The sequence below is a fragment of the Bacillus cereus genome (assembly GCF_025917685.1).
In the GTDB taxonomy this organism is placed as follows: domain Bacteria; phylum Bacillota; class Bacilli; order Bacillales; family Bacillaceae_G; genus Bacillus_A; species Bacillus_A cereus_AT.
Genome location: NZ_CP089518.1, coordinates 185,221 through 206,445 on the forward strand (window position 1 = coordinate 185,221; position 21,225 = coordinate 206,445).

The following is a 21,225-nucleotide window of genomic DNA, read 5'->3' on the forward strand; positions in this document are numbered from 1 at the left end:
AGAATGTAGGATGAAGAAGTTTTTACTGTTTGTCATTATGACTGTTTTAGCAATTACTTCTGTTGCTTGCGGTAAGAAAGAGACGCAAAAAGCGAGTGCTGGTAAAGGTGAAGGAGATCGATTAGTAACGAATATTAGTAGTGATCCGTATACGCTTGATTCCGCTATTGCGACAGATACTACTTCGAGATATGTAATTGGGAATTTATTTTCAAGTCTATATACTGAGGATAACAATGGGAAAATCCATAATGAGTTAGCGGATAAAGAAGAAGTAAATGCTGATGGGACTGAATATACAATTCATTTAAAGAAAGATATTAAATGGTCAGATGGTTCTCCTGTTACAGCAAATGATTTTGAGTTTGCATGGAAGCGATTATTAAATCCGAAAACGGGTTCTATGAATGCGACAGAAATGTATTTTATTAAAGGTGCAGAGGCATATAATACTGGAAAAGGTGAAGAGGGACAAGTTGGTATTCAAGTGGTTAATCCTCAAACATTAAAAGTAACACTTGAATACCCAGTTGCTTCTTTCAAACAAAAACTAGCAAGTTCATTATTTATTCCACTATCTAAAAAATCAATTGATGATAATAATAAATTAAAAACAGATCCAAAAGAGTTAATTACGAACGGACCATTCACGTTAAAAGAATGGAAGCATAACCAAGCAATTACAGTACAAAAAAATAAAGAATACTATGATAAAAAGGTAACATTAAAAGAAATTGAGTTTCGTATTATTCCAGACTCTAAAACAGCGTATCAATTATTTAAATCAAAAGAATTAGATTTACTAAGTGGTTTACCACAAGAGATGATTGAGAAAGAAAAAGAAAATAAAGAATATAAACGCGTTGCAGGATTTTCATCTTATATTTATTCCTTTAACGTAGAAAAAGAGCCATTTACAAATGCGAAAGTACGTAAAGCATTTTCATTAGCAGTTGATCGTAAATTTATCGTTGAAAAATTGTATAAAAATAATGCACAAGCAGCATATGCATTCGTTCCAGAAGGGGCAAAAACACAAGGTGGTCGTGATTTCCGTAAAGAAAAAGGCGATTATGTAAAATTTGATCCAGTGGAAGCGAAAAAACTATTAGAAGAAGGTATGAAAGAGCAAGGATGGTCTACATTACCTGAAGTAACATTAAAATTCACTACAGATACACAGCATAAAAAAGTAGCAGAAGCAATGCAAGAAATGTTTAAGAAAAACCTTGGTGTAGATATTAAATTAGAAAATAAAGAGTGGAAGAGTTACATCGACACATACAAGCAAAGTGATTTCCAATTAGCTTATATGGGATGGGGAGGTTCTAACTTAGACCCTAGTGCCCGTTTAGAATTATATGCAGGTGATGGTCCAAGTAACTATGCGAAATGGTACAATAAAGAATTTGATAATTTAATTAATCAAGCAAAAACAGAACAAGATGAAAATAAACGTTTTGATATATTGCATAAAGCAGAAGACATTATGTTTGATGAAACACCATTAATCCCAATTATTTTCCCAAGTGCTTCATATTTACAAAAACCATCAGTATCTGGCGTCCAATTCATTATCGGTTCTAGTCCAGAACTAAGATACGTAAAAATTAAAAAATAAAGAAGTAGGCATCTGCCTACTTCTTTATTTTATTTCTCTTTTATATTCTTTTTTCGTTCCATCAGAGAAGACAACTTCTAAAGCGAATTTTTGATAGTCTTTATCAAGCTTGAATACATTTACTACTTGATCAATTACTTCTTGATCTGGTGTGTTTTTATCAAATTTTAATTCTTGTAGAAGAGGGCTTAATTTTGTAATAGCCTCGTCGCCTGTGAACTTTACATCTGTTTTATGGTCTTCAAGTTTTGCTTCCATTTTCTTATCCGCGGCTACATTTTTATAATCAGCTTCGTAGTCTTTCTTCGTATCTTGATAGTCTGCTTTTAAATCAAATTCATTAAAGTTTAGTTTTAAATCTGCAGGAGCTTCATTTTTTGCTTCTTCAGTTGTCTTTTTATTAGAAGTTGTATCTTCTTTTGCAGGAGCTTTACATCCTGTTAATGCAGGTACTAGCATAAGAGCTAATAAAGCTGATAGTAAAATTCTCATTATAAATTCCTCCTTATGTAACTTCTTTCTATACAAGTTTTTCCCAAAATCATGTAATTATGTATAAGTACAATAAATTATTTCTTTGAGGGGATTATGTTTTCAGTTGTTTATTTTTGTATAAAAATGGTAATTTCGTTGTTGACAATTATTAAAAAAGTTATATAATCTAAATGTAAGTGATCACTTGCATGAGGAAGAGGGGATTTTATGGCGCGCTCAAAGACAGCAGAAAAAATCATTCAAGCAGCAATTGAATTAGTGAAAGAAAAAGGATATACAGCAGCAACAACGAAAGAAATTGCAATGCGTGCTGGCGTTAATGAAGTAACGATATTCCGCAATTTTAAAAGTAAGAAGGGTGTTATTGAAGCTGCAGTTGCTGAATTTTCATATATACCGCATTTAAAGCAATTTTTGCAAACAGAAATTGTGTGGGAATTAGAAACAGATTTGAAGAACTTAGCAAGGCATTATCATAAATTTTTAAATAGCATAAAAGATATTATTTCTATCGGTATACGTGAGGCGAGAGAATTTCCAGAATTAGATGAGGAAATCTCTAAAATTCCAAAAGGATTAAAAGAGGAATTAATAATTTATTTTGCCAAGATGCAGGAACAAAACAAGATTATTCATACAAATATTGAGGCACAAGTAATGAATTTTATATGGATTAATTTTGGTTACTTCCTGTCTAAATTGCGTTTTGAAAGTCGACTTATGGAAATCGATGATGAGAAATTTATTGAGAATAATATAGTTTTATATGCTAGGGCTTTAAGACCCTAGTATTTATTTAAAATAAAATGCAAGTAAGTACTTGCTTGCTAAATAGGAGAGCGGGAAGATGGATACATTAAAACAGTTTTTAAAGCGACCAGGTACGTATGTAGGAATGGTAGTAGCGCTATCGTTCCAACTTATTTTCTTTTGTGTTTGGTTAACGGCGTATGATGGAGTGAATGAAAGAGCAGATCAAATGCGTATCGCTATTGTGAATGAGGATGGAAATATAGGTAGTAAAATAGCAGAAGGCTTACAGAGAAATTTACCATTTCAGGTGAAAGTAGAACGGTCTGTGGAAAAAGCAAACAAAGAAATGAATGACCATGTGTACGATATGATTATTGAAATTCCTGCTTCTTTTTCAAAGAATATAAATGAAACAGGAAAATCAAATTTAAACTTCCACATTAATCAAGCGAATGCCATGATGGCAAAGCAAATGATGGAAGGAGCTGCAAAACAAATTCGAGACAATGTAAATAAAGAGATAACAAGTTATAAGAAACAAGCGATTGTTGGGAAATTACAAGCTGTAGGGTCTGAGAATGTAGAAGTGATAAAAGGTTTAACAGAAGATTCAATTGGTTTTACAGTTCATAAAGTAAATGATGCAAAAGGATTTTCGGCTAATATGGTACCACTAATGATGGTATTAGCTTCATTTGTAGGAGCAATGATCATGAGTATGGAACTATCAAAAGTTGCAAAGGAAATAAAGAACGATTGGAGTAATTTCGTATCAAGACAAATCATTAACGGTACAGTATCAATTTTACTTGCATGTATTACAATTGGCTTGATGAAAGGATTCCAAATTGAAATGCATGAAACAGTATGGAGTATATTGATGTTTCAAGCAATAGTCTTCTTCGCATTTCTTTCATTAACACAAATGTTCATAACTGTTTTCGGAAATGCAGGTATGATTTTTAATATTATCTCGCTATCGTTACAACTTGTAAGTTCAGGTGTAATCGTACCACATGCAATGCTTTCTAAAACATATCAAACGATCGGTGAATTATTTCCCGCAACATATGCAGCGAATGGTTATTATACAATAATATTTGGCGGAGTTAGTTTAGAGGGGAATATTATTTCATTATTACTTATTATACTAGTTACACAATTGGTAACAGGAATCACTATAGGTATAAAAGGAATGGCAAAGGGAAGAGGTTCTATAGTTAGAGAAGTATAAAATAAAAAAGGTATCCTTCATGGGATACCTTTTTTATTTTATTATTTTGCAACTTCTGTCCACTTGTAGTTAAACTCACCGCCGAAGTCAGTTGTTACAAGTCCTTTAATGAAAGAACGTTGTAAGTAAGAACGACCTTGTTGGTATAAAGGAGCGACAGCACCATCTTGTAATAAGATTTTTTCAGCTTGCTTCATTGCTTCAAAGCGAGCTTTTTCATCGCCAGCTAAATCGGTTTTCACTTTATGAATTAGCTCATCGTACTCTTTATTAGAGTATTTATCGAAGTTATAAGCACTATCTGTTGTAAATAAGTCTAAGAATGTAATTGGGTCAGCGAAGTCAGGGCCCCAGCCATCAATTCCGATTTCATAATCACCACTTAATAGTAGTTTCAACTGTTGTTTACGTGGTTGTGGTTTTAAATTCACTGTTAATCCATCTAGATTTTTTTCTAATTCACCTTTTAAATATTCACCAGTCTTTTTAGCTAAAGCATTATCACTTGTTAATAGTTCAATTGTTACTTTGTCAGTACCAAGTTCTTGCTTCGCCTTTTTCCAGTTTTCTTTCGCTGTTTTCACATCATCTTTGACTAGATTTCCATTCTCTTTACGGAAGTCATTACCGTCTGGACTTTTTGCGAATTTCGCAGGAACCATTCCTTCAGCTGGAATAGCACCGTTATTTAAAATTGTTTCTACGTACGCTTTTTTATTCATTGCTCCGTTAATAGCAAGGCGTGCATGTTGATTTTTTAATACTGCATTTTTCTGATTTAGTCGTAAGAATTGAATGCCGACTTCAGCGCGTTCCTTGAAGTTTGGATCGCCCTTATATTTATCAACAAACTCCGCAGTTAAAGCAACACGGTCAATTTGTCCTGAATCATATAAGTTAACTTCTGTAGACTTATCTTTAACGACATTGAAGTTGATTTCTTCTAATTTTACAGTTTTAGCATCCCAATAGTTAGGGTTCTTCTTCAATTGAAAGCTTTGTTCGTGTTTCCAGTTATCTAATGTGAAAGCACCATTGTAAATTAAATGATTTGTTTCTAAACCGTATTTGTCACCTTGAGATTTTAAATAGTCTTCATTAATTGGTAAGAATGTTGAAAATGTCGTTAAGCTTAAGAAGTAGGGAACAGGGCGATCTAGTTGTACTTCTAAAGTTTTGTCATCAAGAGCTTTGATGCCTAATTGATCAACTGGTAATTGTTTTTGGTTTATTTGTTTTGCATTCTGTACATCGAAGAATAAGAATGCATATTCAGCTGCTGTATCAGGGTTTACGGCACGTTGCCAAGCGAAGACAAAGTCCTTTGCTGTAACAGGAGTACCATTTGACCATTTTGAATCGCGCAGGTGGAATGTATATTTTGTTTTATCGGGACTAACGTCAACCGACTCAGCAACACCAGGAATCGGTTTATTATCTTCTCCCATTGCATATAAACCTTCAAAAACATTTCGCATTACGTTCATGGATTCCGTATCCGTTGCTTTTGCAACATCCATTGTTGGAATTTCTGAAGCGAATGATAAGTTAATTGCCTGTTTATCAGGTGCTTTATCGTTCGCTTTCGCTCCGCTTGCATTATCTTTATTTCCCCCACAAGCAGTTAGTAGTAGACTTGCCCCTAAAACAGATGCAACAACAGGTACAACTTTTTTCTTCATTGTTCTTTCCTCCCTAAATGTGTTGTTCGTAACGTCATAATGTCCATGTCTTGAAGTAGCTATAGAAGGAGATAAAACCTATTATAGATATTTGTTTATAGGTAATCAGGTGTTCTATATGTATATACATGCTGAACTGTAATCTATCGTTATATGTTTCAACGTAGTAGACATTATGTTTTGATGGTGAAATATTTCGTCTCTTTGATTATTTAGAATATTAACACTGAAAAGAACTATATGTCAATAATAAAAATAGAGTGTTAATTTCTTGAAATAATATATTAAAAAAGTAGATTCACTCATATTAAGGAATCTACTTTTAATATATTTTGCCAAAAAAACAATGGGAGTTGGTGGAAACACGATGATTAAAGTCGCATTTTATTTTTCAATTTTTGCCCATTTGAAGTTTAATTGACCTGCAAAGTCTACTTGTACAATTCCTTTTACATAAGAACGCTCTAGATAAGATTCTCCTTTTTGGTAAAGAGGAGCGATAACAGAGTCCTTAAATAAGATTTTTTCTGATGCTAGTAACGCTTCCCAGCGAGCTTTTTCATCACCAGCCAAGGTAGTTTTAACTTTTTCAATTGTGTCATCAAACTCTTTATTAGAGTAATGATCTAAGTTGTAAGGGTTATTCGTCGTAAATAGTTCAAGGAATGTAATTGGATCAGCAAAGTCAGGGCTCCAACCGTCAATTCCAATCTCGTAGTCACCTTTTAATAAGAGTGAAACTTGTTGTTTACGTGGTTGCGGTTTTATATTTACTGTTAAGCCATCTAAATTCTTTTCTAGTTGCCCTTTTAGGAACTCACCAGTTTTCTTCTCAAGGTCACCATCACTTGTTAATAATTCTAATGTTATCTTTTCAGAACCAAGTTCTTTTTTTGCTTTCTTCCATAATTCTTGTGCAGATGTTGTATCAACTTTTGTTAAATCGCCGTTTGCAGTACGGAAGTCTTTTCCATCAGGCCCTTTTGCAAAGTTTTTCGGCACGAGACTAAAGGTTGGTGTAGAGCCATCATTTAATAACGTATTTACAAAGGATTTTCGATCAATTGTTTGATCGATTGCTTGGCGTGCAGAAACGTTTTGAAGTACTTTGTTTTGTTGATTCATACGTAAAAACTGTACCCCTACATTCGGACGTTCTTTGAAGTTAGTATCCTTTTTATATTTATCAACGAAATCAGATGTTAGTTTTATACGGTCTAATTGTTTGGATTCGAATAAATTTACTTCTGTTGATTTCTCTTTCACAACGTTGAAATTGATTTCTTCGAGTTTGACATTATCTTTATCCCAATAGGTAGGGTTTTTCTTAAATTTAAAGCTTTGTTCATGCTTCCAATCGCTTAGTGTAAAAGCTCCGTTGTACAAGATTTTGTTATCTTCTAAAGCGTACTTATCACCTTGTGATTTAAAGAATTCCTCGTTAATTGGTAGAAATGTTGGGAACGCTGTTAAGCTAATAAAGTACGGAACAGGGCGTTCTAATTCTACCTCAAACGTATGGTCATCAATTGCTTTTACACCAAGTTGATCGGCTGGAAGTTCTTTGTTGTTAATTTTTGTTGCATTTTTAATATCAAAGAATAGAAATGCATATTCAGAGGCTGTTGCTGGATCGACAGCTCTTTGCCAAGCGAAGACAAAATCTTTCGCTGTAACAGGAGTGCCGTTTGACCATTTTGAATCTCGTAAATGGAATGTGTATTTCGTTTTATCGCCATTTACTTCATGAGATTTTGCAACGCCAGGGACAGGTTTGTTACCTTCACCAAGATTATACAAACCTTCAAATACGTTTCTCATTACTTGACCAGAATCAGTATCTGTAGCACGAGCTGTATCCATTGTTCGTATTTCAGTAGGTGAAGATAAGTTTAAAACCTGTTTACTAGGTGCCTCGTCTTTTGCATTTGCTCCGCTTGCTTCGTTTTTATAACTGCCGCAACCAGTTAATAAAATACTTACTCCTACAACTGATGCAATACCGGGTACAAACTTCTTTTTCATTTGATTTTCCTCCTAAATGGTTAATAAGATTGGATGATGATGAGGGAATGAAAAACAAAAAATCCCTCTTTTCATATTGAGAAAGAGGGATTTTTACGTACAAGTTATGCACCCGTATATAAACGAAGTCCCTCATTCTATCTTTCAAGCACAAAGCTTGCAGGAAGTGGCACAGTATTCAAAATGAACCTGTTGCCGAGGTTTCAAAGGGCCAGTCCCTCCACCTCTCTTGATACAATGAGTAAACGAATAAATTTTATTAATTTTTGTGTTTCTTTGATAATTCAAAATCTTACACCTTAGATAATGAAGTGTCAATCAAATGGAATATAGTTTAAATTTTCAGTTTTATTAAAGATAAAAAAACCACTGCATATGGCAGTGGTTTCCCTATTAGAAGTTAAAGTTATCCGGATCTGGACCAACGCGATGATCTTCATTTAGAGCTTGAATTGCTTTCATGTCATCAGCACTTAATTCAAAATCGAATATATTTGCATTTTCAATAATGCGATGTTCTTTAATAGATTTAGGGATTGTTACAACTTCGTTTTGTAGATCCCAGCGTAAAATAACTTGTGCAGTCGATTTATTATATTTTGTCGCAATGTCTTGTAATGTTGGGTTATCCAGTAGCTGTCCTTGCATTAATGGTGACCAAGCTTCAAGCTGGATATTATGTTCTTTACAGAAAGTGTGTAACTCTTCTTGTGCTAAACGTGGGTGGTATTCCACTTGATTGACCATTGGCTTAATTTCAGCAATTTCAAATACGTCTTGTAAGTGATGAATGTGGAAATTGCTCACACCAATAGCGCGAACACGGCCATCTTTATAAAGCTTTTCTAATGCTTTCCATGATTCAGTATATTTCCCTTTTACAGGCCAATGTACTAAATATAAATCTAAATAATCTAGACCTAATTTCTCTAATGTAGTTTCAAATGCTTGAAGTGTTGTTTCATATCCTTGATCGCTATTCCATACTTTTGATGTGATAAATAATTCTTCACGTGCAACACCTGATTCACGGATCGCTTGTCCAACGCCTTCTTCGTTTTGATAAATTGCTGCAGTATCGATACTACGGTAGCCATTTTTAATTGCTGCTTTTACAGATTCAATTACTTCTGAACCATCTTCTACTTTAAAAACACCTAAACCGAACCAAGGCATTTTTACGCCGTTATGTAATGTTGTATAGTCTTTTAAACTTGTTAAATTCATATTATTTCCCCCTAGCTTTTTTGTTTGTTGCTTCTACTGCTTTTTGAATTGCCTCTGAAAAATTATATTCATATAAAGCTTTGAGACCCTCAGCTGTGGAACCACCTGGTGTTGTTACTTGTTCGCGGAGGTTAGCTGGATCTTGCGTTTGTTCAAGCATAGAAGTAGAGCCGGAAATCATTTGAATGACAAGGTGTTTTGCGGTTGCTTCATCGACTCCATAACTTTTTGTTGCTTCAATTAAGCTTTCAGCAAAGTAATAAAGGAAAGCAGGTGCACTTCCAGTAACTGCGGTAAGCTGATGAACTTCCTCTTCAGTGCAAAGTTGCGAAGTACCAATGCCTCTTAAAAGCAGTTGCAGGGTTTCTTGATGCATCTCGTTTACTGATCGTCCCATTGTATATAAGGAGATAGACTTTCCGATTTCGGCAGCTGTATTTGGCATAATCCAAGCAACAGGTGTCCCCCCGGGAAGTCTTTCTTCTAAATAAGATGGGCCAATGCCAGCGGCTACCGTTACGACAAGTTGATTCGATAGTAACGGAGATAATTCTGCTAATAATTCTTCATGTGCAGAAGGTGGCATTGCTAAAACAATCGTATCAACAGATGTAACATGCTGCTTCCAATCTGTTGTAGTAGACACATTATATCGTGCTCGTAATTGTTCTAGCTTTTCTACGTTGCTTCGGTTAGAAACGATAATTTCTTCGATGTATTCTTTACTTGTTGTAAGTAGTCCAGCAAATATAGCTTCTGCCATACGACCGGCACCAATAAATAAAATTCGATGTTTATTAGGCATATCCTTTATTCCTTTCTGATGAGAATATGTTATAAAAAACGATACCATTTTTAAGAGAATTTTGTAAAAAGAAACGGCTTGTAGTGGAGAGAATACAATTGGAGGGAAGGAAGGCTATATAAAAAGGACTATGAAGATTATTATATTTGAAAAATAATTATAATCAAAAATCCCTGAAGCATTTATGCTTCAGGGATTGATAAATTATAAGCTTATGCTTTCGTCATACCAAGCAATACAGCGCCACCGATAATTAAAACACTACCTAGTGCAATAAAGATCAATTGACGTTTTGTTTTCTTTTCACCTAAGAATACGATTGCACCGAATGTTGAGATAACGATTCCAGTTTGAGATAATGGGAAGCTTGTTGCTACTCCGACACGTGGTAATGAAAGAAGTAAGAATAAGTTTCCAGTTCCCCATAGTAAACCAGATAAAGCATTACGGATTGCATATTTGTTAAATGGTTTATGTTTAGATGTCAGTACAACCGCACCAACAAACATACCAACTGCTTGTGGTAAAATAGCAGACCAACCATCGATATTATACCAACGAATAATAATTACATATACAAGGTAGCCGAAAGTAGAAACAATTAAAGTAAGAAGTCCTTTTTTCAATTGTCCTGGTGGCTGTGCATTTTCTTTGTCATCTAGTGATGTGAATACAACACCAACTACGATTAATAGGATTGCAATCGTTCCCAGAACAATCGTTGTTGTAGTAGTCCACTCACGGAAAGCGATAACCCCAAAGATAGAAGTTGCAACAAGTTGCATACCAGTAGAAATCGTTACAGTAGTTGAAACACCTAGTTTTTCAACTGTTTTTAATTGGTTTACTTGTCCTAAAGCCCAGAATAAACCTGAAATAAAACCAACAATCAAGACTGTCATTGTTAAAGCTGGTTGAGTAAATACATACATAATTGTTGCGAAGAATAGAGCACCGATTGTCATACCTACCGTTTGGCTGTATGCACCACCGCCCATTTTTACGCTTACTAATAAGATGTTTCCCCATGCGATTGCAGGAAGAAGCGCTAATAAAATGTCCATTACAAGACTCCCTTCGGTTTTCTATACCAATATAATTACATATCGTTCTAACGATCGGTAATGCCCCACTAATAGAGTAGAAGATTACCGATCGCTAAAACAGGATGAAGAACTTACGATATAAATGCGTTTTCATTTCTTCATTTTTTGAAACACCTCCATATAATAACAGGAAATTGCCTATTTTAGAAAGTGAATTCAAATAAAATGTATATTTTAATAAAAGGTAAAATTCAGTTATTTCCCATCGGTATATTTTATTTCCTAAGAAATAAAGAAGCAGCTTCGAAAAAAGCTGCTTTAAGAGTTAGTAATTCTTTTATTAATAAGCTGAATACATAGCAGAAATAGAAGTGACATACTAATAGTGATAACTACAAGTGTCCAGGCGAGTTGCATATTACTTGCATCAATCGCCATATAAATTGCAGTTGGGATAGTCTGTGTTTTACCAGGAATGTTCCCAGCAAACATGAGTGTAGCACCAAACTCACCGAGCGCACGAACAAAGCTCAAAATCATTCCGCTTAGTAAGGAAGGAAATGCAAGCGGGAGTGTCACGTGTAGAAAAACTTGATATTCACTGGCACCAAGGTCACGAGCACTTTCTTCAATTTGTACATTCGCAATAGAAAATCCTGTTTTTGCTGATTGGTACATAAGCGGAAATGCAACGACTGTAGAAGCAATGATCGCAGCAGTAGATGTGAACATAATGGACTGCTGAAACAATGATTCTATCCACATTCCAATGGGACTATTATTTCCAAAAATGATAATGAGAAAAAAGCCAATTACAGTTGGCGGAAGTACCATTGGTAATAAGAAAATAGTTTCTAATATTACTTTATATCTCCATGAGGAGCGTGCTAGCGCTCGCCCGATAATCGTCCCTAAAATTGTAACGATAATGGTGGCGTATGCAGCTACTCGTAAAGATAGAAAGATCGGTGACACAATAGCATCAAAGCTCATGGCAATTATGATAGGACTGTAAATCCATATTTTTTAAAGATAGATTGTGCATCTTTTGACTGCAAATACTCATAAAATGAAGTCGCCTCTTTCTTGTGCTTAGATTCTTTTATAACACCTAAAGGATAGTGAATTGGCTCATGAGAAGTAGCTGCTGCTGTCTCACCAATCTTTACTTTGTCTGAAATAAGAGCATCTGTTTTGTATACGATACCGGCATCGACATTGCCTGTCTCTACATATGTTAACACTTGGCGAACGTCTTTTGTAAACACGACTTTATTTTGAATGTCATTCCAAAGATTTTCATGTGTGAGAGAAGCCTTTGCATATTTTCCCGCAGGTACGGATTCAGGTGTACCAAGTGCGATTTTCTTTATTTTTTCATCTTTTAAATCTTGGAATTTTGCAAGAGAACTATCTTTTGGGACAACTAGAACTAGTTCATTTCCAAGAAGATTTTTCCCTTCTTTTTCATCAATGAATCCTTTTTTAACAAGAGTTTGGAATTTATCTTCTGCTGCAGAGAAGAATAAATCAGCAGGCGCGCCTTGTTCAATTTGTTGTTGAAGTGCACCAGAAGCACCGAAGTTAAAAGAAAGTTGAATAGTTGGTTCTTTCTCTTTATATTGCTTTTCAATTTCTTTTAATGCATCTTGTAAGCTAGCGGCAGCTGATACAGTCAGTTCGACTGTTTTTCCCTCTTTAGCAGCTGACTTTTCTTTCTTTTCCACGCTTGTACAAGCAGCACTAAATATAAGAAGGAAAGAAAGTATAAGTGCCCCAATAGATCGGAATGTGAATTTGTTCATAAAAAAATCCCCTTTCGTTTTGACATATTCAATTATAACTAATTATAACTAAATATAACTAGTTATAATTAAATGTAATTTGAACGATATGGTTGTTTTTAAAAAATAGGAGAAATATTCTTTTCTTTGTTACAATGAAGGAAGAAAGTGAGGAATCGTCTATGGATCATCATTCCTACACAACGGAAGAAGTAGCGAAGCGATTAAAAGTATCAAAATTAACTGTATACGACTTAATTAAAAAAGGAGAACTTCCTTCTTATAGAGTTGGTAGACAGATGCGCATTGATGCAGCGGATTTAGAACAATATATAAAGCAAATGAAAACAGGAAAGATACAAGTTACTTCTGTAAAGAATGACGATAGTAGTATCTTGAATACATGCATTATTAGCGGGCAAGAACTAACGTTAGATATGCTGGCAAAACGTATAGAAAATCGATTGCCAAATTCTAATGTATTAAGAGCGTATCAAGGTAGTTTAACGAGTTTAGTGAAGATGTATCAAGGAGAAGGAAGTGTAGTTAGTTTACACTTATTTGATGGTGAAACGGGTACATATAATGTTCCTTACGTAAAACGTATTTTAGTCGGACAACCATGTATTATGATTAATTTATTATCAAGGAATGTTGGGTTTTATGTGCAAAAAGAGAATCCAAAAAATATAAAAACATGGGCTGATTTATCTCAGTCATCTATACGATTTATAAATCGAGAAAAGGGTTCTGGTATTAGGGTATTAGTGGATGAGCAATTGCGAATTCAAAAAATAAATAAAGAAGATATTAGCGGGTATGAATGGGAAGAATCGAATCACCTTGGTGTTGCCTCGCAAGTTGCGAATGGAAAAGCTGATGTTGGGGTAGGATCAGAAAAGTTTTCACAAATTGTGAACGTAGACTTTATTCCAATCATGAAAGAGCAGTATGATTTAGTGATTTTGAAGAATAAAGAAAATGAAGAGCTGATCGAGGTCATGAAAGACATTCTGCGATCGGAAGAATTTCATGATGAATTAAAAGCGATTGGCGGATACGATATGACGAAAACAGGTCAAATTATATATGAAACAAACTAAAAAGCTGCTTGTCTATAAGACGAGCAGCCTTTTCTATATATAAAGGGGTTTGGGGAAACGAATTGTTAAACAAGACTTTGAGCAAGTATGTAAATGAAAGCTGTAAGAAGAGCTGCTCCACTTGCAAGTCCGATAAAGTCTGATTTGTTAAATGTAATGATGTTCATAATAATCTCTCCTTATTTGTTTAATGTAGTTGCAACTGCTTTTGCATCGATAAGTGCGGATAGCACCATGCTCATTGTATTTAAAAATTTGTTTGATTTCATTTTGTTCATCATGCGTATCCGCTCCTTTTCGAATTGTTGTTGCCCTGCTTTATGTCTTAATTATATGAAATATGGACGCCTGCAACTATCGAATTAGCTTACGGGAGGATTACACTTTTGTAAGAAAAAAAGACATTCGTGTAAGAATGTCCTTTAAAGCATATTGATATGATGATGCTCTTCAATTGTTTTTAAAAAGCTACGCATTGAATTCGTCATATAGCTATCTTTACGGCGTATGAAAACCGTTGAAATACTACCATATTTTTCAGGGATTGCATGACAATGTACCTTACCAGCTTTAGAAAGGTGGTGGACAGCAGACTGTGGTACGAGTGTAATTCCAAGGCCAAGTGCAACACTGTTTAATATTGTCTCTAATATATTAAATTCCATAATTCTCTTTGGCAGCAAACCTTCATCTTTCAGCCAACGTTCTAGCTTGGAACGGTATCCACATCCTTGATTAAAAACGAGTAGGGGCGTCGTAGTGAATTCTTCTATATGAAAAGCTTTATTTTGTGTAACAAGCATTAATTTTTCGGTACTAACATCGTATTGTTCAATTAATGGATGTTTAATAGGACCTGATATAAATGCACCATCTAATTGGTGATCGATTACTTCTCTAATAAGTTCTTCTGTTAGACCAGCTTGTAGTGATAGATCGACATTTGGATAGCTCTTATAGTAAGAAGACAAAATGGTAGGTAATGTGCTTACTGTTTCGACTGTACCAATTTTTAATATACCAGATGGTGTTTCGCTATCTAAAAACACTTGTTTTAGCTCTTCAACATCTTGCAAAATTTTATGAACATAAACGAGCATTTTTCTACCTTCAGCTGTTAAAGTCATGCCTCGTTTATGACGGTAAAAGAGCGGTGTTTTCAGCTCGTTTTCTAATTGTTTAATACGTGCGGTTACATTTGATTGTACGTAATTTAATTCCTTTGCTGCGCCGCTTACACTACCACGGTCGGCAACGCTTTGGAAGATTTGTAAGTCTCGTAATTCCATTTTATGCTCCTCCTTGATGTTAACTATCATTATAAATGATAGTTAACATCATTTTGAATCATTTTACGTGATATATTTTTTCTTTTACAATTCTCTTTGTGCAAATAGAAAGAAGTGGGGGATTACGGTGAGAAGAAGTCAAATGATAATAGGTGCGTTCGCATGTTTAATTGCAAGTATGTCATGGGGAGCAATGTTTCCTGTTGCTGATCATGCACTAGAATACATAGATCCATTTTATTTTTCACTTATTCGCTATGGGGCGGTAGCAATAGTGCTGATGGTATTATTGTTAATGAAAGAAGGACAGAAAGCATTTCGTTTAGAAGGAAGAGGAAAGTTACTCGTCTTTTTTGGAACGATGGCGTTTACCGTATATAATGTATTAATTTTTCTAGGGCAAATGTTAATGGGGAAATCAGGTGTAATGGTAGCTTCTATTATGGAGGCACTGATGCCGATGATTTCCATTTGTATTCTATGGGGATATAAACATATAAAACCGAAAAAGTATATGATAACGAGCATGATTATCGCTTTTGTAGGAGCTATATTTGTTATTACAAAAGGTGACATGAGTTTCTTTTTAACATTGAAAGATAACATGTTTTCACTAGCATTTATATTTGTTGGTGTTGTAGGCTGGGTTATTTATACGATGGGTGGTCAAACATGTAGCGATTGGTCAACATTACGTTATTCTACGTTGACATGTGTATTTGGTACAACTGTCACGGGGATTATAACGGTAATCATTACGGCGCTTGGATATGTATCAATTCCGAGTATGGAAACGATCTCTATTGTGAAGTATGACTTGTTATTTATGATGACATTACCAGGTATCGTAGCACTACTTGCTTGGAACTACGGCGTGAAAATCTTATCATCAATTAATGGTATTTTATTTATTAACTTTGTGCCAATTACTACTTTAGTTATTATGATGATGCAAGGGTATAAAATAACAATATTTGATATTGTAGGAACATTATTTGTTATTGCAGCGCTTATTCGTAATAATGTTTGTCAGAGAAAAGAAGAAAATATAAATAAACAAGTTTTACAAGAAAAGCAATTGCGCCAAGCTGTTTAATAGGCAACTGGAGGATTTTATATGTTAGAAAGTTTATTGTTTTTCTTTGCTGCTGGAGTTGCCTGCGAGCTTGCAGCGATTAATCGAAATGGTCGTAAGAATATAAAACAACAAGCTGAACTGATACAGCTTTTAAAAGAATTGAAGGAAAGAAAAAATTAAAAAGACGACCGGGCATAGACGGTCGTCTTTTTCTATATAAAGGGGAAAGGGGACACAAAGTTATACAAGCGTTGCGGCGTAAATAAAAGTAGTAAGAAGAATTGAGCCGCTAGCTAGTCCTAAAAAATCTAATTTGTTAAAAGTGATGTTATTCATAATACATTCTCCTTATTTGTTTAATGTAGAAGCAACAGCTTTTGCATCGATAAGAGCGGAAAATACCATGCCCATTGTATTTAAGAAATTGTTTGATTTCATTTTGTTCATCATATAGATCCGCTCCTTTTCAAATGGTTGTTGTTTCTTTCTGACTTAATTGTATGAAAAATTATAAGAAGTAACTATCGAATTAGCTTACAAGAAAATTACACTTTTGTAAGAATTGAAATTTAACAATAAATACTTATTTTTATTACCAACTCCTAAAACTTAGTGTTATAATCGTTGTAAGAAAATCATTATACTTCGGATATTCAGAAAGGAACGAAACAAATGTATAAACCAATTACATTTTCGTTGAAATATATATTTAAAATGGCTGGGAAGGTAGAAGTGCAAGGGAGAGAAAAATTACCGGAAGATGGCCCTTACGTTGTTGCGTGTACACATACAAGTTTTATGGATGTTTTAATGTTAGCGACAGGAATGTATCCAACCCAAATTCATTACATGGCAAAAAAAGAATTGTTTGAAGGGAAATTTAAAAATTGGTTTTTTAAAAATGTAAATGCATTCCCTGTAGACCGTGCGAATCCAGGGCCAAGCACATTGAAAATTCCATCGCGTTTATTAAAAGAAGGAAAAGTAGTAGGTATTTTCCCGAGTGGAACGAGATCATCAGAAGATGTTTCATTAAAAGCTGGGGCTGTTACGATTGCAATGCGTTCTAACGTTCCATTAATACCAGCAGCTTATGTTGGTCCATCAAGTGTAAAAGAATTGATAAAAGGAAAAAAGGCACGATTGATTTTTGGAGACCCAATTCAAATTGATGCTGAAGAACAAATAGATCGAAAAACGGCTATGAAAATGATGACAGATCAATTAAATGAAAAGTTTGAAGAACTAAAGGAAGCTCTTCAATCAAATCAAAAGTAAGAAAAGACGACCGGGCATAGACGGTCGTCTTTTCTATTACTATTTATAATAAAGGGGAAAGGGGACGCAAAGTTATACAAGCGTAGCAGCGTAAATGAAAGCAGTAAGAAGAACCGAGCGGCTAGCAAGTCCTAAAAAATCTAATTTGTTAAAAGTGATGTTGTTCATAATATATTCTCCTTACTTGTTTAATGTAGAAGCAACAGCTTTTGCATCGATAAGAGCAGATAATACCATGCCCAGCGTATTTAAGAAATTGTTTGATTTCATTTTGTTCATCATATTAGATCCGCTCCTTTTCGAATGGTTGTTGCCCTGTTTCTAACTTAATTGTATGAAATATAGCGGAGAGTCACTATCGAATTAGCTTACAGGAAAATTACACTTTTGTAAGAGAAACGAGTGAAGGTGTAATGATAAGAAGATTTGACATATGTTCATGAGATTCATTAAGTTAAAGGTAGAGGTGAGTGTATGGCTAATATTAAAGATATTGCAAAGATGGCTGGGGTTTCAGTTACGACTGTTTCGAGGGTATTAAATGATCATCCGTATGTAAGTGAAGAAAAAAGGAAAATTGTTTTAGAAATAGTTGAGAAATTGAATTACTCACAAAATGCAAATGCTGTTCATTTATCAAAAGGGAAGACGAATATTGTTGGTGTGATTTTACCTTATATTAATCATCCGTGTTTTGATGCGATGGTGGGTGGAATGATGGAAATTGCGTTAGCTCACAATTATAGAGTGCTTCTTTGTCAAACGAATTACAATAAAAAAGAAGAAATGAAAAGTTTACATATGTTGAAAACAAAGCAACTAGATGGTCTAATCATTTGTTCTCGTGCGAATGATTGGGAAACGATAGAGCCGTATGCTTCCTATGGGGCAATTGTTGCTTGTGAAGATAATGATATTTCGAATATCTCAAGTGTATATACGAATCATTCGGCCGCTTTTCAATTAGGAATGGATTATTTAATCGAAAAAGGTTATAAAAAAATTGGTTATTGCACGGGAAGGAAATTAGGACCGAGTAGTCAAAAGCGTTTTGATGTTTATAAACAGCAATTGCAATCTATAGATGAAGAAGTGGATGAAGAATGGATTTTCACAGAATGTTTTACATTAGAAGATGGCGTGAGAGTGGCTCATAAATTAAAGGGGATGCAGCATCTTCCTGAAGCATTAATAGTAGCAGGAGATGAAGTAGCGATTGGGGTGATGACAGAAGCTGAAAAATTAGGTATTCAAGTTCCTAAAGATTTAGCGATTATTGGCTTTGATAATCAACCTATTTCGCAAGTGTTGCAACTTACAACCATTGATCAAAATTTAAAGGAGATAGGTAAAAAGGCCTTTGAAATGTTTTACAGGCAAATAAGTGATGAAAGTTCTAAACAAGAAAAGGTGGAAATTCCATACGAACTTGTGGAACGCTCTACAGTTTAATCTTAATCCGTTATGTGTATAATCGCATAACGGATTATTTTTTTGAAATATCTTTGACAGGAAACGCGTTTCATACTTTATAACGGAGTTAAACCGGTCTGTAATAATCCATGGATTCTTTTCAAAAATAGTATTTGGAGGGATATGCATGAATGAACTTTTATTGAGTATGAAAAAGTATATAGAGGATGATGAAAAGATTTTGGCTTTTGTAGTAGGGATATTTGAGAAGGATGATTTTACGCTATCGTATCAACATGGGATTTTTGCTGCTACTACTAGACGTCTCCTCTTTTACGGGAAATTTCTATACTATCCTGCAACATTTAAAGATTATTCATATTTGCATATAGATAGCATAGATTTTCATCCGTATTTTGAATTTACTTGTAATCATGAAACCATTCGCGCTAAGTATATTCAGAAAGGGAATGTGGAGCAATTTGTCCGTACAGTTAGAGCGAATATGAATAATTAATCACCCCTCTGTTTAAACATAATATTTCAATTTTTAAGAGGGAAAATGCGGAATAAAAACAACTTCTAAACCTCTAGGAGATAGTGATACAATGTCAAATGGGGGGAGGTATGAACTATGGTTAATCAACGTATAAAGGAAATAACACTAATTACAATTGGTTCATTATTATTCGCAATTGGTATTAATTACTTTGCAATTCCAAACCGTTTATCAGAGGGTGGAATTATTGGTGTAACGGTTGTTACGTACTATTTATTTGATTGGTCGCCGGGGATTGTGAATTTTGCTATAAATGCAATTTTACTAGCTGTTGGTTATAAATTTTTTGATAAGAAAACGATGGTTTATACAATTTTAGGGATTGTAGAAACATCCTTGTTTTTATATGTTACGGAACATATTGAGTATCATGTAAATAGTGATACGTTATTAGCGGCTCTATTCGCTGGCTTATTTGTCGGTGTCGGATTAGGCTGTATGTTCAAAGCTGGAGGTACATCAGGAGGATCGGCAATTTTAGCGCAGTTAGCCAATCAATATTTAGGGTGGAGCGTTGGTAAAGGCGTACTTATTATTGATATTGTGGTAATTGCTGGTTCTGTATTTATAATAGGGCAAGAAAAAGCAATGTACACACTTGTTGCAGTATTCATCGGAGCGAAAGTGATTGATTTCATTGTAGAAGGAATGGATACAAAAATAGCTGTTACAATCATTTCAAATCAACCGGATTTAATACGTGAAACTATTACGAAAAACATGACGCGTGGTGTCACTGTATTAGAAGGACGCGGCGGATATACTGGTAAAAATAAAGAAGTGTTATATATTGTTATTAATAAACAAGAGCTTGTTAAGTTAAAGCAAGTTATTAGCCGAGTAGATGAAGATGCTTTCGTTGTTATTCACGATGTACGTGATGTACTTGGTGGTGGCTTTAAAGCGAGCTAAAAGGTGAACGAGTAAATTCGTTCGCCTTTTTTAATTCTTACAAAAATGTAAGTGTAATGTAAGGAGATTCAATAGTAGATTTTATTCCTTCTTTTTAAAATGGATGTATATATATCCTACAGAGGAGGGATGTTTATTATGAAGAAAAAAATGATCACTACTATAATAGCGATGATAGTGATAGTAGTAATGTTACTGCCTACGAAACTTGGACCAGTTATCGATAAATATAATCCACTTTATAAGACGAAAGAATATTATACGGTTGTGAATACAATTGGTCAGCATATTGGTGATGAGTGGTATGAATATGAGTTTATTGCATTTGACGAACGTGGAAGAGAGCAAAAAATAAAGAAGACTGTTAAGTATATGTTAAAGAAAGATGAAGCATTAAAGGTGTACGCAAAAGGACGCTACGGCGAGGCGATTGAAGAAATTGAAGCTGTAAATATTCCTATTAATGCAAAGAGTAAACTTTTAACGATGAGATAGCGAATTATACCCCCGCCTATTTTTTGTCGAAAATAAAAATACTAGGTAGAGGTATTTTGGGGTGCATGAAAGAGCCTTAGTCCATACGGACTAAGGCTCTTTTTATTATATAAAGGGGAAGGGGGTACATTGTAGTAGCATGAGTGAAAGGTATAAGAAGAGTAGGCTACTAGCAATGTAATTTGGTTATGTGAGTGTTCTTCTTATTTGGCTTACTTTCTAACTTTATTGTACGAAATATAGGTAAGGGGAACTATCGAATTACATTACACATAGCTTACAAACATGTAAGTCTTCTGTAATGTAATTCGATGGTTAAAAGCTAGTGAATTTCATATAGTGTAATTAGAAAGTCTCACTGTATTACTTTCTGTTTGTAATGTTAATGAAGAATGAAAAACCAACTACTTTTTAATAGCCCTCATC

The 21,225-nt window shown here is 34.4% G+C and carries 23 protein-coding genes and 1 riboswitch; of the genes, 11 read left to right on the plus strand and 12 right to left on the minus strand.

All coding sequences use genetic code 11. From position 1 onward, the window contains the following. Nucleotides 1-10 precede the first annotated feature (10 nt). Nucleotides 11-1,621, plus strand: coding sequence for a peptide ABC transporter substrate-binding protein (locus LUS72_RS01065; protein ID WP_097831189.1), 1,611 nt, complete (start codon nucleotides 11-13; stop codon nucleotides 1,619-1,621). 24 nt (nucleotides 1,622-1,645) lie between these two features. Here LUS72_RS01065 and LUS72_RS01070 read toward each other — a convergent pair whose 3' ends face one another. Next, the gene (locus LUS72_RS01070) at nucleotides 1,646-2,113 is read right to left on the minus strand and encodes a YusW family protein (protein ID WP_097831190.1); all 468 of its coding nucleotides are present in this window, start codon (nucleotides 2,111-2,113) and stop codon (nucleotides 1,646-1,648) included. Between the two features lie 210 nt (nucleotides 2,114-2,323). On the opposite strand from LUS72_RS01070, the gene LUS72_RS01075 reads away from it, so the two are divergent. Further along, nucleotides 2,324-2,905, plus strand: a complete 582-nt coding sequence (locus LUS72_RS01075; protein ID WP_097831191.1) for a TetR/AcrR family transcriptional regulator — start codon at nucleotides 2,324-2,326, stop codon at nucleotides 2,903-2,905. A 58-nt stretch (nucleotides 2,906-2,963) separates the two neighbouring features. Next, nucleotides 2,964-4,103, plus strand: coding sequence for a YhgE/Pip domain-containing protein (locus LUS72_RS01080; RefSeq protein ID WP_264448505.1), 1,140 nt, complete (start codon nucleotides 2,964-2,966; stop codon nucleotides 4,101-4,103). Nucleotides 4,104-4,144: 41 nt separating this feature from the next. Here the strand turns inward: LUS72_RS01080 and LUS72_RS01085 are convergent, their stop codons facing one another. The 7 genes from LUS72_RS01085 to modA form a co-directional block, all read right to left on the minus strand. Next, complete coding sequence (locus tag LUS72_RS01085) at nucleotides 4,145-5,785, minus strand: peptide ABC transporter substrate-binding protein (RefSeq protein ID WP_097831192.1); 1,641 nt, start codon at nucleotides 5,783-5,785, stop codon at nucleotides 4,145-4,147. Nucleotides 5,786-6,169: 384 nt separating this feature from the next. Next, a complete protein-coding gene (locus tag LUS72_RS01090; RefSeq protein WP_097831193.1) occupies nucleotides 6,170-7,810 on the minus strand; it encodes a peptide ABC transporter substrate-binding protein in 1,641 nt (546 codons plus the stop codon). Nucleotides 7,811-7,944: 134 nt separating this feature from the next. After that, nucleotides 7,945-8,049, minus strand: a riboswitch (SAM riboswitch). Between the two features lie 154 nt (nucleotides 8,050-8,203). After that, entirely contained in the window at nucleotides 8,204-9,037 is an 834-nt protein-coding gene (locus LUS72_RS01095; RefSeq protein WP_097831194.1) for an aldo/keto reductase, read from the minus strand. Nucleotide 9,038: 1 nt separating this feature from the next. Then, on the minus strand, nucleotides 9,039-9,842 hold the full coding sequence (gene proC / locus LUS72_RS01100) for a pyrroline-5-carboxylate reductase (protein WP_097831195.1): 804 nt from the start codon (nucleotides 9,840-9,842) through the stop codon (nucleotides 9,039-9,041). A 212-nt stretch (nucleotides 9,843-10,054) separates the two neighbouring features. Beyond that, nucleotides 10,055-10,906, minus strand: a complete 852-nt coding sequence (locus LUS72_RS01105; protein ID WP_000353549.1) for a GRP family sugar transporter — start codon at nucleotides 10,904-10,906, stop codon at nucleotides 10,055-10,057. A 300-nt stretch (nucleotides 10,907-11,206) separates the two neighbouring features. Next, nucleotides 11,207-11,881: a molybdate ABC transporter permease subunit gene (gene modB, locus LUS72_RS01110; RefSeq protein WP_097831196.1), complete on the minus strand. Its 675-nt coding sequence runs from the start codon at nucleotides 11,879-11,881 to the stop codon at nucleotides 11,207-11,209. A 5-nt stretch (nucleotides 11,882-11,886) separates the two neighbouring features. Continuing rightward, nucleotides 11,887-12,693 carry a molybdate ABC transporter substrate-binding protein gene (modA, locus tag LUS72_RS01115; protein ID WP_097831197.1) on the minus strand — a complete coding sequence of 269 codons (807 nt, stop codon included), beginning with the start codon at nucleotides 12,691-12,693 and terminating at the stop codon, nucleotides 11,887-11,889. A gap of 134 nt (nucleotides 12,694-12,827) precedes the next feature. Here modA and LUS72_RS01120 point away from each other — a divergent pair, with 134 nt between their 5' ends. Next, nucleotides 12,828-13,775: a substrate-binding domain-containing protein gene (locus LUS72_RS01120; RefSeq protein WP_264449047.1), complete on the plus strand. Its 948-nt coding sequence runs from the start codon at nucleotides 12,828-12,830 to the stop codon at nucleotides 13,773-13,775. A 65-nt stretch (nucleotides 13,776-13,840) separates the two neighbouring features. On the opposite strand, the gene LUS72_RS01125 is transcribed toward LUS72_RS01120, so the two are convergent. Both LUS72_RS01125 and LUS72_RS01130 read right to left on the minus strand, forming a co-directional pair. Further along, nucleotides 13,841-13,942, minus strand: a complete 102-nt coding sequence (locus LUS72_RS01125; protein ID WP_097831199.1) for a DUF3948 family protein — start codon at nucleotides 13,940-13,942, stop codon at nucleotides 13,841-13,843. 255 nt (nucleotides 13,943-14,197) lie between these two features. Beyond that, nucleotides 14,198-15,064, minus strand: coding sequence for a LysR family transcriptional regulator (locus tag LUS72_RS01130; protein WP_002113382.1), 867 nt, complete (start codon nucleotides 15,062-15,064; stop codon nucleotides 14,198-14,200). Between the two features lie 127 nt (nucleotides 15,065-15,191). On the opposite strand from LUS72_RS01130, the gene LUS72_RS01135 reads away from it, so the two are divergent. After that, entirely contained in the window at nucleotides 15,192-16,160 is a 969-nt protein-coding gene (locus tag LUS72_RS01135) for a DMT family transporter (RefSeq protein ID WP_141536803.1), read from the plus strand. 21 nt (nucleotides 16,161-16,181) lie between these two features. Then, nucleotides 16,182-16,322, plus strand: a complete 141-nt coding sequence (locus LUS72_RS01140) for a YrzO family protein (protein ID WP_002151322.1) — start codon at nucleotides 16,182-16,184, stop codon at nucleotides 16,320-16,322. Between the two features lie 60 nt (nucleotides 16,323-16,382). On the opposite strand, the gene LUS72_RS01145 is transcribed toward LUS72_RS01140, so the two are convergent. After that, nucleotides 16,383-16,478, minus strand: coding sequence for a DUF3948 family protein (locus LUS72_RS01145; RefSeq protein ID WP_073530339.1), 96 nt, complete (start codon nucleotides 16,476-16,478; stop codon nucleotides 16,383-16,385). Nucleotides 16,479-16,814: 336 nt separating this feature from the next. Between LUS72_RS01145 and LUS72_RS01150 the strand changes: the two genes are divergently transcribed. After that, nucleotides 16,815-17,420, plus strand: coding sequence for a lysophospholipid acyltransferase family protein (locus tag LUS72_RS01150; RefSeq protein WP_097831201.1), 606 nt, complete (start codon nucleotides 16,815-16,817; stop codon nucleotides 17,418-17,420). Nucleotides 17,421-17,492: 72 nt separating this feature from the next. On the opposite strand, the gene LUS72_RS01155 is transcribed toward LUS72_RS01150, so the two are convergent. Further along, nucleotides 17,493-17,588 carry a DUF3948 family protein gene (locus LUS72_RS01155; protein WP_097819865.1) on the minus strand — a complete coding sequence of 32 codons (96 nt, stop codon included), beginning with the start codon at nucleotides 17,586-17,588 and terminating at the stop codon, nucleotides 17,493-17,495. A 306-nt stretch (nucleotides 17,589-17,894) separates the two neighbouring features. Between LUS72_RS01155 and LUS72_RS01160 the strand changes: the two genes are divergently transcribed. From LUS72_RS01160 to LUS72_RS01175, 4 genes are all read left to right on the plus strand, one after another. Continuing rightward, nucleotides 17,895-18,872, plus strand: coding sequence for a LacI family DNA-binding transcriptional regulator (locus LUS72_RS01160; protein WP_097831203.1), 978 nt, complete (start codon nucleotides 17,895-17,897; stop codon nucleotides 18,870-18,872). A 148-nt stretch (nucleotides 18,873-19,020) separates the two neighbouring features. After that, nucleotides 19,021-19,350, plus strand: coding sequence for a PH domain-containing protein (locus LUS72_RS01165; protein ID WP_097831204.1), 330 nt, complete (start codon nucleotides 19,021-19,023; stop codon nucleotides 19,348-19,350). A 117-nt stretch (nucleotides 19,351-19,467) separates the two neighbouring features. Next, nucleotides 19,468-20,304, plus strand: coding sequence for a YitT family protein (locus LUS72_RS01170; protein ID WP_097831205.1), 837 nt, complete (start codon nucleotides 19,468-19,470; stop codon nucleotides 20,302-20,304). Between the two features lie 138 nt (nucleotides 20,305-20,442). After that, entirely contained in the window at nucleotides 20,443-20,799 is a 357-nt protein-coding gene (locus LUS72_RS01175; protein WP_097831206.1) for a YxeA family protein, read from the plus strand. The last annotated feature ends 426 nt before the right edge of the window (nucleotides 20,800-21,225 follow it).

Excerpts from the sequence above, each read along its gene's own strand:
- LUS72_RS01065 (WP_097831189.1), top strand. The coding sequence starts at position 11 with ATGAAGAAGTTTTTACTGTTTGTCATTATGACTGTTTTAGCAATTACT.
- LUS72_RS01070 (WP_097831190.1), bottom strand. The coding sequence starts at position 2,113 with ATGAGAATTTTACTATCAGCTTTATTAGCTCTTATGCTAGTACCTGCA.
- LUS72_RS01075 (WP_097831191.1), top strand. The coding sequence starts at position 2,324 with ATGGCGCGCTCAAAGACAGCAGAAAAAATCATTCAAGCAGCAATTGAA.
- LUS72_RS01080 (WP_264448505.1), top strand. The coding sequence starts at position 2,964 with ATGGATACATTAAAACAGTTTTTAAAGCGACCAGGTACGTATGTAGGA.
- LUS72_RS01085 (WP_097831192.1), bottom strand. The coding sequence starts at position 5,785 with ATGAAGAAAAAAGTTGTACCTGTTGTTGCATCTGTTTTAGGGGCAAGT.
- LUS72_RS01090 (WP_097831193.1), bottom strand. The coding sequence starts at position 7,810 with ATGAAAAAGAAGTTTGTACCCGGTATTGCATCAGTTGTAGGAGTAAGT.
- LUS72_RS01095 (WP_097831194.1), bottom strand. The coding sequence starts at position 9,037 with ATGAATTTAACAAGTTTAAAAGACTATACAACATTACATAACGGCGTA.
- proC (WP_097831195.1), bottom strand. The coding sequence starts at position 9,842 with ATGCCTAATAAACATCGAATTTTATTTATTGGTGCCGGTCGTATGGCA.
- LUS72_RS01105 (WP_000353549.1), bottom strand. The coding sequence starts at position 10,906 with ATGGACATTTTATTAGCGCTTCTTCCTGCAATCGCATGGGGAAACATC.
- modB (WP_097831196.1), bottom strand. The coding sequence starts at position 11,881 with ATGAGCTTTGATGCTATTGTGTCACCGATCTTTCTATCTTTACGAGTA.
- modA (WP_097831197.1), bottom strand. The coding sequence starts at position 12,693 with ATGAACAAATTCACATTCCGATCTATTGGGGCACTTATACTTTCTTTC.
- LUS72_RS01120 (WP_264449047.1), top strand. The coding sequence starts at position 12,828 with ATGAAGGAAGAAAGTGAGGAATCGTCTATGGATCATCATTCCTACACA.
- LUS72_RS01125 (WP_097831199.1), bottom strand. The coding sequence starts at position 13,942 with ATGAACATCATTACATTTAACAAATCAGACTTTATCGGACTTGCAAGT.
- LUS72_RS01130 (WP_002113382.1), bottom strand. The coding sequence starts at position 15,064 with ATGGAATTACGAGACTTACAAATCTTCCAAAGCGTTGCCGACCGTGGT.
- LUS72_RS01140 (WP_002151322.1), top strand. The coding sequence starts at position 16,182 with ATGTTAGAAAGTTTATTGTTTTTCTTTGCTGCTGGAGTTGCCTGCGAG.
- LUS72_RS01145 (WP_073530339.1), bottom strand. The coding sequence starts at position 16,478 with ATGAATAACATCACTTTTAACAAATTAGATTTTTTAGGACTAGCTAGC.
- LUS72_RS01150 (WP_097831201.1), top strand. The coding sequence starts at position 16,815 with ATGTATAAACCAATTACATTTTCGTTGAAATATATATTTAAAATGGCT.
- LUS72_RS01155 (WP_097819865.1), bottom strand. The coding sequence starts at position 17,588 with ATGAACAACATCACTTTTAACAAATTAGATTTTTTAGGACTTGCTAGC.
- LUS72_RS01160 (WP_097831203.1), top strand. The coding sequence starts at position 17,895 with ATGGCTAATATTAAAGATATTGCAAAGATGGCTGGGGTTTCAGTTACG.
- LUS72_RS01165 (WP_097831204.1), top strand. The coding sequence starts at position 19,021 with ATGAATGAACTTTTATTGAGTATGAAAAAGTATATAGAGGATGATGAA.
- LUS72_RS01170 (WP_097831205.1), top strand. The coding sequence starts at position 19,468 with ATGGTTAATCAACGTATAAAGGAAATAACACTAATTACAATTGGTTCA.
- LUS72_RS01175 (WP_097831206.1), top strand. The coding sequence starts at position 20,443 with ATGAAGAAAAAAATGATCACTACTATAATAGCGATGATAGTGATAGTA.